Source organism: Exiguobacterium sp. SH5S13 (assembly GCF_004337085.1).
Lineage (GTDB): Bacteria > Bacillota > Bacilli > Exiguobacteriales > Exiguobacteriaceae > Exiguobacterium > Exiguobacterium aurantiacum_A.
Genome location: NZ_SJUS01000008.1, coordinates 1 through 13,386, shown reverse-complemented (window position 1 = coordinate 13,386; position 13,386 = coordinate 1). Strand labels below are relative to the sequence as shown.

Annotated in this window: 16 protein-coding genes; 4 read left to right on the top strand and 12 right to left on the bottom strand. The window is 53.2% G+C overall.

Features of this window, described 5'->3' with window-relative positions:
* Positions 1-20 precede the first annotated feature (20 nt).
* Positions 21-1,418, bottom strand: coding sequence for a 6-phospho-beta-glucosidase (locus tag EVJ30_RS06080; RefSeq protein WP_131468385.1), 1,398 nt, complete (start codon positions 1,416-1,418; stop codon positions 21-23).
* Between the two features lie 204 nt (positions 1,419-1,622).
* Between EVJ30_RS06080 and EVJ30_RS06075 the strand changes: the two genes are divergently transcribed.
* Entirely contained in the window at positions 1,623-2,492 is an 870-nt protein-coding gene (locus EVJ30_RS06075; RefSeq protein WP_131468383.1) for a MurR/RpiR family transcriptional regulator, read from the top strand.
* Positions 2,493-2,525: 33 nt separating this feature from the next.
* On the opposite strand, the gene kynB is transcribed toward EVJ30_RS06075, so the two are convergent.
* The 4 genes from kynB to EVJ30_RS06055 form a co-directional block, all read right to left on the bottom strand.
* Positions 2,526-3,152 (bottom strand): arylformamidase, encoded by a 627-nt coding sequence (gene kynB / locus EVJ30_RS06070; protein WP_131457563.1) that lies wholly within the window; start codon positions 3,150-3,152, stop codon positions 2,526-2,528.
* Between the two features lie 12 nt (positions 3,153-3,164).
* Positions 3,165-4,004, bottom strand: coding sequence for a tryptophan 2,3-dioxygenase (gene kynA, locus EVJ30_RS06065; protein WP_131457562.1), 840 nt, complete (start codon positions 4,002-4,004; stop codon positions 3,165-3,167).
* A gap of 11 nt (positions 4,005-4,015) precedes the next feature.
* On the bottom strand, positions 4,016-5,293 hold the full coding sequence (kynU, locus tag EVJ30_RS06060; protein ID WP_131457561.1) for a kynureninase: 1,278 nt from the start codon (positions 5,291-5,293) through the stop codon (positions 4,016-4,018).
* Positions 5,294-5,420: 127 nt separating this feature from the next.
* Positions 5,421-6,935: a BCCT family transporter gene (locus EVJ30_RS06055; protein WP_131457560.1), complete on the bottom strand. Its 1,515-nt coding sequence runs from the start codon at positions 6,933-6,935 to the stop codon at positions 5,421-5,423.
* 166 nt (positions 6,936-7,101) lie between these two features.
* Between EVJ30_RS06055 and EVJ30_RS06050 the strand changes: the two genes are divergently transcribed.
* Together EVJ30_RS06050 and EVJ30_RS15270 are read left to right on the top strand one after the other, a co-directional pair.
* Entirely contained in the window at positions 7,102-7,950 is an 849-nt protein-coding gene (locus tag EVJ30_RS06050) for an HAD family hydrolase (protein ID WP_131457559.1), read from the top strand.
* A gap of 605 nt (positions 7,951-8,555) precedes the next feature.
* Positions 8,556-8,717 (top strand): hypothetical protein, encoded by a 162-nt coding sequence (locus tag EVJ30_RS15270; protein WP_167615757.1) that lies wholly within the window; start codon positions 8,556-8,558, stop codon positions 8,715-8,717.
* Positions 8,718-8,734: 17 nt separating this feature from the next.
* On the opposite strand, the gene EVJ30_RS06045 is transcribed toward EVJ30_RS15270, so the two are convergent.
* The 6 genes from EVJ30_RS06045 to EVJ30_RS06020 form a co-directional block, all read right to left on the bottom strand.
* Entirely contained in the window at positions 8,735-9,064 is a 330-nt protein-coding gene (locus EVJ30_RS06045) for a DUF4349 domain-containing protein (protein ID WP_131468381.1), read from the bottom strand.
* Between the two features lie 57 nt (positions 9,065-9,121).
* Entirely contained in the window at positions 9,122-9,307 is a 186-nt protein-coding gene (locus EVJ30_RS06040) for a hypothetical protein (RefSeq protein WP_131457556.1), read from the bottom strand.
* Between the two features lie 16 nt (positions 9,308-9,323).
* Complete coding sequence (locus EVJ30_RS06035) at positions 9,324-10,235, bottom strand: Gfo/Idh/MocA family protein (protein ID WP_131457554.1); 912 nt, start codon at positions 10,233-10,235, stop codon at positions 9,324-9,326.
* Positions 10,236-10,318: 83 nt separating this feature from the next.
* A complete protein-coding gene (locus EVJ30_RS06030; protein ID WP_131468379.1) occupies positions 10,319-11,032 on the bottom strand; it encodes an anti-sigma factor in 714 nt (237 codons plus the stop codon).
* On the bottom strand, positions 11,029-11,589 hold the full coding sequence (locus EVJ30_RS06025; RefSeq protein ID WP_131457549.1) for an RNA polymerase sigma factor: 561 nt from the start codon (positions 11,587-11,589) through the stop codon (positions 11,029-11,031). The genes EVJ30_RS06030 and EVJ30_RS06025 overlap by 4 nt, the downstream gene beginning before the upstream one ends.
* Positions 11,590-11,706: 117 nt before the next feature.
* Positions 11,707-11,958: a hypothetical protein gene (locus EVJ30_RS06020; RefSeq protein ID WP_070329166.1), complete on the bottom strand. Its 252-nt coding sequence runs from the start codon at positions 11,956-11,958 to the stop codon at positions 11,707-11,709.
* A 64-nt stretch (positions 11,959-12,022) separates the two neighbouring features.
* On the opposite strand from EVJ30_RS06020, the gene EVJ30_RS06015 reads away from it, so the two are divergent.
* The gene (locus tag EVJ30_RS06015) at positions 12,023-12,829 is read left to right on the top strand and encodes an HAD-IIB family hydrolase (RefSeq protein WP_161568819.1); all 807 of its coding nucleotides are present in this window, start codon (positions 12,023-12,025) and stop codon (positions 12,827-12,829) included.
* Between the two features lie 15 nt (positions 12,830-12,844).
* Here the strand turns inward: EVJ30_RS06015 and EVJ30_RS06010 are convergent, their stop codons facing one another.
* The gene (locus tag EVJ30_RS06010) at positions 12,845-13,108 is read right to left on the bottom strand and encodes a hypothetical protein (RefSeq protein ID WP_131457545.1); all 264 of its coding nucleotides are present in this window, start codon (positions 13,106-13,108) and stop codon (positions 12,845-12,847) included.
* Positions 13,109-13,386 lie beyond the last annotated feature (278 nt).

Sequence of the window (13,386 nt, the reverse complement as noted above, 5' to 3'; positions counted from 1 at the left end):
TTAGATGCGCCGGCTGTTTTTTATGCGTGCTCGATTGGACGGAGCGCTTGAACGACTTCGTCTCTGATCGTGACACCGCTCGCTTCGAGTTCGGCGATTTTGTCAGCGAACTGAGGCAGGTGAGCTTTATGGGCGATGAGTAGTTCATCAAGCACCCGTTTCGCGGTCTCGCCGCTCGGGATGAGCGGATTGATGATAAACGCTTGAAGAGCAAGTCCGTAATTCCCAGTCACAGCTGCTTCTTCGACGCACAGCTCCATGTTTTTCATGACTTGGAGCCACCCTTTTTCGGCTGGTGCGAGTGAGCCGAACGCGATCGGTTTCGCGCCGTTAGCACCGATATAGGCGGACACTTCGACGACGTCGTCCGGAGCAAGGTCAGGGACGGCCCCGTTGTTTTTCGTCGAGACGACGATGTGCGTGTTTTTATTCGCATAGATCGAGGCGATCGTCTCGCACGCCGCGTCCGAATAATGGGCGCCGCCCCGCTTCGACAGTTGCTCCGGCTTATGGTCGAGGTGCGGATCTTTATACAGTTCGAACAGCTCGGCTTCCGTCTGTTTCACTTGTTCGGCCCGTGTCCCGACAGCCGGATCTCGGTACTCTCCGAGCATATGGGCGAGCATCTCTTCGGCGCGATAATAGTAGCGATGGTAGCCGCACGGGATCATATTCATCTGATGCAACTGTTCTTTAAAGAACGGCATATCGTGAATATTGGCCGGAATCCCGGCATCCGCATCATACATCTTGTCGATAATGTCGCGCGTCACATCACGACCGGTCACGTCATGCACGCGGTGCCAGTGGAAGTGATTCAATCCGGCGAAAGAGTAAATCAAGTCTCCCGGTTTCTTGCCGATCAGTTCCGGTTCGGCCATCATCGCATTGACCGGGACGTTGCAAAGTCCGATGACTTTGTCCCAGTTCCCGTATCGGATGATGGCGTCTGTCACCATGCCGCTCGGATTCGTGAAGTTGATGAGCCAGGCGTTTGGACAGAGCTGTTTCATATCTTCGACGATGTCGAGAATGACAGGAATCGTCCGGAACGCCTTCAAGATGCCGCCGGCCCCATTCGTCTCTTGCCCGACCATGCCGTAGGAGAGCGGAATCCGTTCGTCTTTGATCCGAGCGTCGAGCAAGCCGACACGGAACTGCGTCGTCACGAAGTCGGCGTCTTGTAACGCTTCCCGGCGGTCGAGCGTCAAATGCACTTGGACGTCATATGGCGACGCGTCCCACATCCGCTGTGCCATCTGCCCGACAATGTCTAGTTTCTCTTTGCCGGCCTCGATATCGACGAGCCAAATCTCGCGAATCGGCAACTCCTCGTAACGCTTGATGAACCCTTCCATCAATTCTGGCGTGTAGCTGCTGCCGCCACCGATCGTGACGAGTTTGATTCCGGTTGTCATTTCAATCTCCTCCTCATATAGTTCACAAAAAATTGAGCGGTGTGTAAATGGAATTGACTGCTTGATGTATTTCCTCTTGTCCATTTCAGTATAGAATATAGAGAAATGAACACAATAGATTTACAGACAACTCCGAAAGCGTTTACAAAACAAAACAAAAAAAGAATTATTTTTGTGAATTTCATTCACGAGAGGAGACCAGATATGTTGTTGACCGAAAAGCTGAAACAAGATTTGTTCTCACCGTCGGAACGAGGCGTCATCGATTATTTATTTGAACAGCGGGAACACATCTCCACCCAAACGATGAAACAGATTGCTGAGGCGACGTACACGCACCCATCGATACTAAGTCGAATCGCCGAAAAGCTCGAGTTCTCGGGTTGGGTCGATTTGAAGACTGTTTTTTTAGAGGAGATCGACTATTTGAACCGTCACTTCTCGACGATTGACGCCAACTATCCGTTTGTAGCCGAAGACGGATTGATGACGGTAGCGAATAAGGTGGCGGCGCTGAAGCAGATGACGATTGAAGACACGTTGTCGCTTCTCGACCATGAGGCGTTCGAACAAGCCGTGACGATGTTACATGAGGCCCGGCATATTAAAGTCTTTTCAATCATTCATAACTTGCTGCTCTGCCACGACTTCAAGTCCAAAATGAATCGCATTGGCAAGCAAGTCACACTATGTGAGGTGGACGCCGAGTTCGAGGCAGCGAACTCAGATGAAGGGACGTGCGCGCTCCTGATCTCGTATACAGGGGAGAGTGATTATACGGTCGGCCTCATTCCTTATTTGAAGAGCCGCCGGGTGCCGGTGCTCGCCTTGACGAGCCTCGGCGAGAATGCGATTTCAAATCAGGCAGATTGCACGCTCCGTTTGACGACGCGCGAGCGGCTCTACTCCAAAATCGGAAGCTTCACTTCGAACGACTCGATTCACTGTCTGCTCGACCTCTTATACGCCGGCATATTCTCGAAAGACTACGATGAAAATTTGGCGTACAAAATTCAAATATCCAAGCGGTTCGACCACCGCAAGAGCTCGAGCGAGGTCATGCAAGAAGACTAAAGGCACCCCTTCACGCGAAGAGGTGCCTGTCGATCAGTCGAGCGAACGTAGGAGCGCGCGCACCGGACTACCATCGCCTTCCACAATCGGTAGCGGGACGGCGTTCAATTCGTAATCCCCGGGCGCGATCGCATCGAGGACGAGCCCTTCGAGGATGTGGACGCCGTTCCGCGCGAGCGCGTGGTGGGCGTCCATGTCTTTACTGTCGATGGCGTCGACCGATGGCAGGTCGAGACCGATCAAATAAATACCGAGCTGTCCCAACCGCTCGGCGAGGGATGGCGTCAGTTCCGGGATCTGGCTTGGAAATTCAGCTTTGTTCGGCCATCCGTCCGTCTTCAGGATGAGGCGCTCGACACCGGTCAAGTCGAATCCGTCCAAATCACTTGCTTCAATCTTTTGTCGCCCGGGCAAATGAATGACCCGGACCGGTCCGATGTAGAGCCCGGGGTCGAGGTCGATCACCCGCTTGCCGGCATCGTCGAAATGGAACGGGGCGTCAATATGTGTGCCTGTATGTAGACTCATCGTCACTTTGCCGACGTTGACGGAGCCGCTGTCCGCCATCGGCCAAGCGATCTCGTAGTTGAACGGGGTATCGCCCGGCCATGTCGTGATCGAGTCTTCGAGCGGCTGTGATACGTCAATCCATGGTGTCATCGTCATGTCTCCTCACAATTTTGTCCGGACGGTCCATAGTTCAGGGAAGAAACGGTGGTCGAGGACGCGGCGTAAGTAGTTCACGCCGGACGATCCACCCGTGCCCATTTTTTGACCGATGATCCGTTCGACCGTGCTCATATGGTTGAAGCGCCACATCTGTTGTTGGTTGCCGATGTCGAGCAACTTCTCTCCAAGTTCGTACAAGTCCCAATACGTGTTGACGTCCCGGTACACGGCGGCCCAAGCGTTCTCGACGCTCTCGTTCCACTCCCAGTCTTGCGTCACGTCCCGGTTGAGCACGTCCGCGTCGATATGCAGTCCGCGGCGGTGCATCTCATGGACGGTCACGTCATAGATGCTCGGTGCGTTCAGTGACGCCTCGAGGAGCGGATACAGTGCCTCGTCATGGGCATAGACACTGAGCGTCCGTGCGTTTTTAAAGCCGAGCGCGAATTCAATCTGGCGGTTCTGGTACGATTGGAAACCAGATGACGAGCCGAGCTCGTCACGGAACTCTAAGTATTCGGCCGGCGTGAGCGTCGCGAGGACGCTCCATGATTGGATGAGCTGTTGTTGGATTTTCGAGACGCGGGCGAGCATTTTGAACGAGCGTTCGAGCTCACCCGTTTCGATGGCTGTCACGGCCGCCGTCAACTCATGCAAGATCAACTTCATCCACAGCTCACTCGTCTGGTGGATGATGATGAACAGCATCTCGTCGTGGTGGTCCGACAGGCGATGTTGACTCGATAAGATCGGGTCGAGCTGTAAATAGTCGCCATACGACATGGCTTTTGAAAAGTCAGTTTGAATCGATTGCTCGACTTTATGTTCGATACGTTCACTCATCGTTAATCTCCTTAAGCCACGACTTCACGGACGTTCTCGAACGCCTCGTATTCTTTGTTGTCCATTATTTTTTTCAAGATCATGATGACGTCGTACACGTCGGTGAACGTGTTGTAGAGCGCGACCGGTGCGAGGCGGATGATGTTCGGCGCTCGGAAATCAGGAATGACGCGATGTTGTTTGAGCGCTTTACAGATACGAGCCGCTTCCGGATGCTCGAGGCTCAAGTGGGCACCGCGTCGTTTTTCATCGCGCGGGCTGCCGATGACGAAGCCGTGCGGTTCGAGCAGTTCATCGATCAATTCGGTCATATACGTCGTTAAAGCGAGCGACTTCTCACGAATCGCTTTCATGCCGACCTCGTTGAACATCTCGAGCGCGCCGAGTTGCGGCGCGAGGCTCATGACGTGTGGTGTCCCGATTTGGAACGCACCGGCATGCTCAGCCGGTGTCATCGTATGGTCCATGTCGAACTGCTTATCTTTTCTTGATCCGAACCAGCCGGCAAGACCTGGTGTCGTCCCGAAATGACGCTCGTGGACGAACAGCCCACCGACACTTCCCGGTCCGCCGTTCAAATGCTTATAGTTGCACCAGTAGGCGAAGTCGACGCCCCAAGCGTGAAACGCGTGCGGGATGGCACCGACCGAGTGGCATGCATCAAAGCCGATCAAAATATCGCGTTCGTGTGCGGCTTTGGCGAGTCGGGCCATGTCGAGAATTTGACCGCTCCGGTATAACACCGTCGGCAAGACGATGAGCGCGATGTCGTCAGTCATAGCGGCGATGATGTCATCCTCATTTAAATAACGGCCGTCACGGCTCGGCACTTGCACGAGATGCTCGGCCGGATCGAGATCGCGTAGCAGGAGTTGGCTTTGAAGTGCGTAAATGTCCGACGGGAACGTCAGCGCATCGGCGAGAATCTTCGTCCGCTTGCCGACCGGCTTAAAGAACGTCGCGGCGAGCTGGTGCAAGTTGACAGTCGTCGATCCGGTGACCATGACTTCGTCGGCACTCGCACCGATGAGCGGCGCGTTGAGTGCGGCCAGCTCTTCTGACAGGTTGAACCACGGATGGCGCCCCGACATCCAGCCGTCGATCCCGAGTTCTTTCCAATCACTGAGCGATTCGAGCAGCGTCTTCTCGGCTCGTTTCGATAACAGGCCGAGCGAATTCCCGTCCATGTAGATCCCGTCTTGCGGCAAGTAAAACTCTCCCCGGTAGCGTGCGAGTGAATCGCTTGCGTCTCGCGTCTCCGCATAACCGCGTGTGAAATCTTGAACCATACCATTTCCCCCTTTGACTATCGTGCCATGCTGACAAAAGCGTAGCAATCGGACGCATACGTGTCAACACGGACCGACGCATCGAGACAGCAATAGAGCCGCCATGAAATCGGCGGCTCAGACAAGCTCATTTGATTTTTTTGATGTTCTCTTGACGCAACAAGCTGAACAGCGTGTACACCATCAAGATTAGAATGATCGTGAACGGTAGCGCCGAGATCAAGGAAGCGGTCTGTAGCCCCTCGAGCCCGCTCGCGATGAGCAGGACAGCGGCGATGCCACCGAGCAAGATGCCCCAGACGATGCGGACGGAAAGCGGCGGGTTCAATCTTCCGTTCGTTGTCATGCTGCTGATGATATACGTCGCCGAGTCGGCCGACGTGATCAAGAACGTGAGAATCAATAAAATCGACAAGACAGACAGGATGAAACTGAACGGCAGTTCGGCAAACGTGACGAACAAGGCGCTCGTGACGTCGGCATCAACTGCCTGGGCGATCGATGTCCCTTCAAACAAGTCGAGATGAAGGGCGGTTCCTCCGAACACAGCGATCCACATGAGCGCGATGAACGGTGGTACGATGAGAACACCGACGATGAATTCGCGAATCGTACGGCCGCGTGAGACACGAGCGACGAACGCGCCGACGAATGGCGACCAGGCGATGGCCCATGCCCAGTAGAAGATCGTCCAGTCCCGTACCCATGTCCCTTGTTGATACGGTTGGAGACGGAGGCTATAGCGGATAAAGTTTTGCAAATAGTCGCCAAGCCCGAGCGTGAACGTCTCTAAGATGAAGATGGTCGGACCGGCGAAGAAGACGAACACCATCAACACGAGTGCCGTTCCGAGGTTGATGTTACTGAGCCATTTGATCCCGCGATCGAGCCCGGTCGTCGTCGACGTCAAGAACAAGACGGTCAATACGATGATGATGAGGACTTGGACGAGTGCCGTGTTCGGCAACCCGAAGACGCTATTCAGTCCGCCATTGATTTGCAGGACGCCGAGCCCGAGCGACGTCGCGACACCCATGACCGTCGCGATGACGGCAAAAATGTCGATTGTTTGGTTGAGCGGTTGTTTGTAAGGCCGTTCTTTGATGAGCGGGGATAAACTTGTCGAGATTCGTCCATCTGTGTTCCGGCGAAACTGGAAGTAGGCGATGATCAATCCGACGATGGCGAAGACGGACCATTGACTGACACCCCAGTGAAAGAACGAATAGGCCATGGCGAGTCGGGCTCCCTCGACTGTCAGTTCAGTCGTATCCGCATAGGGGGGCGTGATGAAGTGACTCATCGGTTCAGCGACGCCCCAAAAGACGAGCCCGACCCCGAACCCGGCCGAAAATAACATTCCGATCCAAGTGAAGAACGGGTATTGCGGGCGATCGCTGTCTGTCCCGAGACGAATCTTTCCGTACTTACTGAAAGCGAGGAAGATTAAGAAGAGGACGAAAAAGAAGACGGCGAGTAAGTAAAACCAACCGAACGACTGGGTCGTGAAGTTGAAGATACTGCCGGCGATGTCAGCAAATAATGTCGGGCGAATCGCGCCGAATAAGACGAGCAGGGCAATGATGCTCGTAGAGATGTAAAACACACGATTCAAACGCGGTTTTTCAGGTGAGATGTTCATAAAAAACTCCTTTCCGAACGGACAAATATTATTTGGAACTAATAATAAATTCCCTAATTTTGAAATCAGGAAACCGGAGTTTTCATTAACTGTGCAATCTGACAGTTGAGACTGAGCAAATCAGGGAATTAGAATGAAGATGAGCATGCTGAAAGGAGAGAATCAAATGAAATTGATTGCCATCGACTTAGACGGGACGTTATTGTCGCGCACCGGTGTCATCACGGAAGCGAACCAACAAGCAATCCGGCGACGCCAGGAGCGCGGTGATTTGGTCGCCATCTCGTCAGGACGCTCAATCCATGATATCGAGGAAATTTTGAAGCGGAGCGAGTTGACATGTCCGATCCTTTCCGGGAACGGGGCGATCGCATTTTATGAAAATGAACGCATTTACTATCACGCCCTTCCAAAACAAGTCGTTCAGGAGTTGTGGGACGTGGCGCATGAGCACGATACGTACGTCGAGTTTTATACGAACGCCGGTGTCAAAGTGTTGTTCACGGGTACCGACTTGTTAAAAGGCGAATTAGATGAGGTGTTACCGCACGACCAGTCGTTCACCCGAGAGTGGGGCGAGCGGGAGATCGAGATTCAAAATGAACAGTTCGGCCTGACGTACGTCGATACGATTGACGAGATTGATTTTGAAGCCGATGAAGTGTACAAAGTGTTCATCTATTCGTTCGATCGTCGTAAGTTGCATAAGCTACGGAAGCTGTACGAGCCGAGGACTGATATTTTGATCACGACGGCTGGATGGACGAAGATTGAAATGGGACATCCGAAGGCGAGTAAAGGCATGGCGCTGAAGCAGCTCGCCGAGCATCATCAGATCCCGCAAGCAGAGATCGTTGCGATCGGGGACAACTTGAATGACATCTCGATGTTCGAAGTGGCGGAGACGAGAATTGCGATGGGTAACGCGGTCGATCCGTTAAAAGACATCAGTACCCATATTACGAAAGACGTCGAGGCGGATGGAGTCGCGTATGCGCTGGATCGTTATGTATGAGCTGAAATTTTGAAGAAATGGTGAACTAGGGTTCGTCGCTGGGCAGAACGGCTATTGTATTAATGTAGTCCTCATTCAACGTGTTGAGCTGAAAGGGGGCAACGAATGAAACAAAGATTCAGTCGTTGTTTGGCCGAGGCCGGCTCGGTGAAACGAGAGACAGCATGTCAGAAAAATCGACCTGTGTGACCGTCCTTCATATCCGATCTGTCGTCCACCTTGCGTATGTTAAAACGGCAAGGGGCAGACAAACATGATGCTTTGGGGAAGCAGACGTCAACGGATATCGATTTTTCTGGAAACAGAGGTGAGCAGGACGAGGTTCGTGACAGATTTCATTTTTCACAGTCGAAGTGTCGGTAACATGCCAATCCGGAACCGTTTTTTGCTTCTGTGCCAGGCTATATCGACCTCTAGACGAACGTACGCTCAGAAATCATTGCGTGAATCGCGTCGATTTTCTAGCACGTATTTGACCAATCCGATGGGACGGTCGATCGAGATGTTTCTCGATCGGGTGAAAGTCCGCTTTTTTAGAAAATGCTCACCGTTAAGCGCCACACGTGTGGCGCTTTTTCTTAGGTGATGGGCGAAGGGGTGAATTTATGCCGAAATTGTACTGGCTCGGCACGTTCGTGAGCGGACTGCTGCTCATGTCAATCGGAGAGGCGAGCGCGGTGCCGCGCGTCGTCCCGTATTTTTTGATGGCGGTCGGTGTGACCGGCTTTTTAGTCCAATCCTGGTTCGAACAAAAACGACGCCGTTGACACGGCGTCGTTCGTCGTTAAATCGATTCAAGCAACTGATGGAGTAGCATATCGATGTCAGCTTGGAGCGCCTCGGCTTGTCGTTGCAGCGTCATCAGTTCCTCGACGTCGTTCGTGTCGTTCATTTGAGCGAGTAGACGCTGATGATCATCTTCGAGCTGGTTCAATCGTGCCTCGTCGGCCGCGGTATCGACGGGCCGTTGCGGTTTGGCTATTTTGGCTTTCGGTTGCGAGACGGGTTCAGCGATGTGAGGTTCAACCCGTTTTTCAAGCGCGTAGGCGACATTTCCCGGGAAACGGGTCATCGTCCCATCGAGCCAATACGTGATTGGGAACAGTTTGTTCAAGAAGTACCGGTCATGGGAAACGACGACGGTCGGCCCGATGAAGGGTCGACCGTCTTTTTAAAATCCGTGTTCATCCAATTTGTCCTGGTCGCGCTTCATCTCGAGTTCGAGCCGCTGGATTGCCAGCTTTTCTTGCTCGACTTTGAGACGAAGCTCCTCGATGCGGACTTTGCGCGTCTTGATGATCGTGTCCGCAACGATGGCGTTGACGGCGATGATCATGATGTAAAACAAGAAATTCATGCGAATTCTCATCCTCTCAGCGTCTGCCGAACAAGTCTGTGACCAGTTGTTGGGTGAGCAACGCCTCGCGTCCGTCCGTCAAAATCGGAGTGTCGTCGGTCAGCGCCGTGATGAAGTGGTCGATTGCTCCTTGGAAGCCGCGCTGCGTGAGCAACGTATCCCACGAACCAAACGTCTCGGTCGAATGCGTGCCGTGCTCGAAGCGATTGAGCGTCACCATTTCATCGACCGTCAAACGAAGTCCGTCCTTGATGGCGACGAGTCCTTCGTGATTGACGCCCGCCTTGCGATGCATCGACGTCGTATGCAGGCCGTTTTCATCTTGCCAGACGTGACGTGCGAAATGGAGTCCGTTCGATGCGGTCGTCTCGATCTGTCCCGTCACGAGCCGTAAGTCGCTTCCGGCAAAATAGCGGAGCGTATCGACGACGTGCAAGTAATCGTCGAGTAACGTGAACCGGTAATCGTGTCCGCGCAAGCCGTCTCCCCGGTGCTTGACGAAGTCGAGTGAGTGGAACGGGGCCGCTGCCTTCACTTGAGTATACATCGGGGCGAAGCGACGGTTAAAGCCGACCATCAGCTTGCGGTTCGTACGTTCTGCCGTTTCGACGAGCCGTTCCGCCTGTTCGACGGTTGCGGCGAGCGGCTTGTCGACGTACACGTCGACGCCTTGTGCGAGTAAGTAGGAAACGACCTCGTAATGCGTCTCGGTCGAACTATGGACGAACGCCGCATCGACAGACGAGGCGAGCGTGTCGAGTCCCATGAACGATTCCATCCGATGAGCCCGACAGATTTCATCCCGTTTAGTCTGTGTCGGAGAGTAGGCGCCGACAAGTTCGAACGACGTGCTGTTCGTCAAGATGGGCAAGTACGCTTTTTGGGCGATGCCGCCGAGGCCGACGACACCGATTTTCGGTTTTCTCATATGTACCACTCCTTTCTCTCATCATAACGAAAAAAGAACCGGATGACACCTACGCTTCACGCGTAAAGTCATCCGATTCTATGTCAGAGACTGGCACTTAACACGATGTCGCCCTCGGGTGTTTGATTGCCCCGTTCAGGCTCTTTCGTGACGGCGACCGTGTCCCAATCTGTCGCTGACTCGGTCGAGTCGAGCGTATAGATGACGGTACCGTTGCCTTTATCGTCTGTGACGAACGCACCGGTCGGAATCGGAGATCCGTCCTTGAGCAACCAGACTTGATACACTTCGTTCGCCTCGAGCGGTGCGAGGCCGTTCGTCTGGACGATGAGTTGGCGATCGCCGTCTTGTTCGGCCAAGTAGGCGACCCCTTCTGATTCGCCTTCGAGTGGCACCGTATCGGTCAAGGTAATCGCGGTCGGCTCGTCTTGATTCATCAACAGATAGCCGTTACCGACGAGTGAGAGGACGAGTGCGGCCGCGAGTGCGAGCGCTCCCCACGAAGACTTCTGCTTCTTACGGGTTTCCGTGAACGGTGTGACGGGAGCCGGTTCGGCTTTGACGAGCTTCGGTTCAGTTGTGTCTTCGGCAAAGACGTTGTCGAGGATGCGAGCCTTCATGCCGCTCGGTGGTTCGGTCGGTTCAGAGAGGAACGCGACGCCTCCGACGAGTGCCTCGAGTTGTTCGAGTTCTTCTTGGCACGTTTGGCATGTTTCCAAATGTGCTTCGAAGCGAATCCGTTCGTCTTCCGTTAAATGTTGGTTGAAATAGTCGATCAATTGGTCACAGGCGTTCATCGTTCCACCTCCTTATCTATATCGTCATGGGATAGATGTTTTCGTAACTGTTTCAGCGCTAATCGAATCCTTCCTTTTACGGTACCGAGCGGGATGTCGCACGCGTCGGCAATTTTCTGCTGGCTGAGACCTTGGAAATACATGAGCCGGACGACTTTTTGTTGCTCGACCGGCAACTCGGCCATCGCCGTCTCGATTTGGGTCCGTTCTTCTTGCCACTCGACCTCGGTCTCGACAGAAGGGGACGGGGAAGGAATCGCTTCAGCATATGATTCATCGAGCTGTAAATCGGGTTTGCGTTTTCGAATCAAGTCGATCGTGACGTGTCGGCTCATCGTGAACAGCCACGATTTGAACTTGCCTTTCGACTCGTCGTACACACCGCCGCCGCGCCACAGCTTGATGAAGACTTCTTGCATCGCTTCTTCGGCGAGGTCGCGGTCTTTCGTCAGTTGCATGACGAACGCGTACAAGATTCGTTCGTAGCGGTCATATAGTGTTTCGAGCGCTTGCTTGTCTTTTTTCCTGACGCGCTCATACAATTCAATATCAGTCATGGCGTTCTCCTTTACTCATGAAGGGAGTCCCTTGTATTTATCTAACGGATAGAATCATCAAATGGATGCCTATTTGATTATGACTATTTTGTGAATAGTCGTATGTATCCATCGTGTTCAACGTGAACACGTGGAAGTTGCATCCCCGATTTGACGGAAGAGTCGTAAATTCAAGTAGGTGAGCAGTTGATGTGTCGCGTAGCTGAACAGCGCCGCCGTGACGAGTGTCATGACAAGCGCGGGCCCGTTTGACAGCGACTGATGCCAGAACGGATACGTCCGCACACCGGACAAAAAGGCGAAGACGAGGGCGAAACCGATCAGGATTCCGCTATACTGACAGTAGTACCGACTTAATCGATTTTTCATGTCGCTCATTCCTTTCGTCCTTTTACTATACGAGATGGGGTATGACGACACAAGGAGGATGACCATGAAACGATTTACGAACGAGGGGCGGACGCTCGTCTGTTTTGATTTCGACGAGACGTATTTCCCGCATGCGTGTACATCTGAACAGCTCGAGCAATTGCGGCGGCTCGAAGATTTTCTCGAGCAGCACTCCCATCGGTTGTCGACGATGTGGGTGACGGGGAGCTCGCTTGAGACGATTGCTGAGAAGGTGAGGCGGGCCGACATGCGCTACTTTCCACATCGGATCGCCTCGAGCCTCGGGACAGAGCTATACCATATTACAACTGCAGGAGAACTCGAGCTAGACTCGAACTTCCAGTCACTGTTCCCGTCTGATTTCTCTCGCCGTGTCGAACAGGTCGTCAACACGTTGGCTCACCATGCGCTCACGATTGAGCCGCAGACGAACATGGGGACGAACGCGTGGATGCACAACTATTATTACTTTGGAGATCGCGAGCAGGATATCGCGCTGATTCAAGAAATCACGCATAGCTTCGGTATCGCCGTCAACGTCAGTCGTTGCAATCCGCTCGCCGGAGATCCCGTTGGGGCGCATGATATCGACTTCATCCCGCGCGGAGCCGGGAAGACCGCCGCGGTCGATTACGTCTGTACCCGCTGTGCATTTCAAGTGGGCGAAGCGTATGCGTTCGGTGACAGTGGGAACGACTTGGCAATGTTGAAGCACGTCGGTAACGGATACGTCCTCGGCAACGGGACGAAGCAAGCCAAGTCTGAGCACGATCGTGTGACCGCGGGAAGTTATGCGGAAGGAATACTAGAGGTGTTGACGCGATTTGTGCAGGAGACACGGTCGCACTAGTCCACTTCATGCACTTTAAGCGAAACGGAGTGCCGATTGTTGCGCGCTCGCGAGCAAATGGGACCGAACCGTTCTCGTGGACAAATCAAACGAGACGTGACTGTGCCAAAGTTCGGTGAACACGGTCACGAGGGCGGCTTCCGCCAAGTCAGGGCGTGTCGTCAAACGCAGTGTAACGGCGTATAAGATTCGTTCGTAACGGTCGTATAGGAGTTCTAAAGCGAGGGCGTCTTTTTGTTGGATGCGTTCGTACAATTCGTGGTCAGTAATAAATGACATTGTAAACTCCTTTAGAGGGTCCAGTTCTCTCATGTTTTGGTCGCGGTGGTCAATCGGCTAAATAAGTAATGGTTATATTTCACTAATCACCGTGCCGTAAACGGTTACTTTGACCGCGGAGCACATTCAAAAACACCCGAAGAACCGTTTATGATATGCTCCCCAATAGGTAGACAGATGAAATAACAAATCTGTTTATCTGATTGGGGAGTGTTTTTTTATGGCGAGAAGTCGACATTCGATCGAACAAAAACTGAGTGCGCTGCGTATGATGGACG

What these genes read in the sequence shown, in the direction of transcription:
- EVJ30_RS06080 (WP_131468385.1), bottom strand. Translation starts at nt 1,418, where the DNA reads ATGACAACCGGAATCAAACTCGTCACGATCGGTGGCGGCAGCAGCTAC.
- EVJ30_RS06075 (WP_131468383.1), top strand. Translation starts at nt 1,623, where the DNA reads ATGTTGTTGACCGAAAAGCTGAAACAAGATTTGTTCTCACCGTCGGAA.
- kynB (WP_131457563.1), bottom strand. Translation starts at nt 3,152, where the DNA reads ATGACACCATGGATTGACGTATCACAGCCGCTCGAAGACTCGATCACG.
- kynA (WP_131457562.1), bottom strand. Translation starts at nt 4,004, where the DNA reads ATGAGTGAACGTATCGAACATAAAGTCGAGCAATCGATTCAAACTGAC.
- kynU (WP_131457561.1), bottom strand. Translation starts at nt 5,293, where the DNA reads ATGGTTCAAGATTTCACACGCGGTTATGCGGAGACGCGAGACGCAAGC.
- EVJ30_RS06055 (WP_131457560.1), bottom strand. Translation starts at nt 6,935, where the DNA reads ATGAACATCTCACCTGAAAAACCGCGTTTGAATCGTGTGTTTTACATC.
- EVJ30_RS06050 (WP_131457559.1), top strand. Translation starts at nt 7,102, where the DNA reads ATGAAATTGATTGCCATCGACTTAGACGGGACGTTATTGTCGCGCACC.
- EVJ30_RS15270 (WP_167615757.1), top strand. Translation starts at nt 8,556, where the DNA reads ATGCCGAAATTGTACTGGCTCGGCACGTTCGTGAGCGGACTGCTGCTC.
- EVJ30_RS06040 (WP_131457556.1), bottom strand. Translation starts at nt 9,307, where the DNA reads ATGAATTTCTTGTTTTACATCATGATCATCGCCGTCAACGCCATCGTT.
- EVJ30_RS06035 (WP_131457554.1), bottom strand. Translation starts at nt 10,235, where the DNA reads ATGAGAAAACCGAAAATCGGTGTCGTCGGCCTCGGCGGCATCGCCCAA.
- EVJ30_RS06030 (WP_131468379.1), bottom strand. Translation starts at nt 11,032, where the DNA reads ATGAACGCCTGTGACCAATTGATCGACTATTTCAACCAACATTTAACG.
- EVJ30_RS06025 (WP_131457549.1), bottom strand. Translation starts at nt 11,589, where the DNA reads ATGACTGATATTGAATTGTATGAGCGCGTCAGGAAAAAAGACAAGCAA.
- EVJ30_RS06020 (WP_070329166.1), bottom strand. Translation starts at nt 11,958, where the DNA reads ATGAAAAATCGATTAAGTCGGTACTACTGTCAGTATAGCGGAATCCTG.
- EVJ30_RS06015 (WP_161568819.1), top strand. Translation starts at nt 12,023, where the DNA reads ATGAAACGATTTACGAACGAGGGGCGGACGCTCGTCTGTTTTGATTTC.
- EVJ30_RS06010 (WP_131457545.1), bottom strand. Translation starts at nt 13,108, where the DNA reads ATGTCATTTATTACTGACCACGAATTGTACGAACGCATCCAACAAAAA.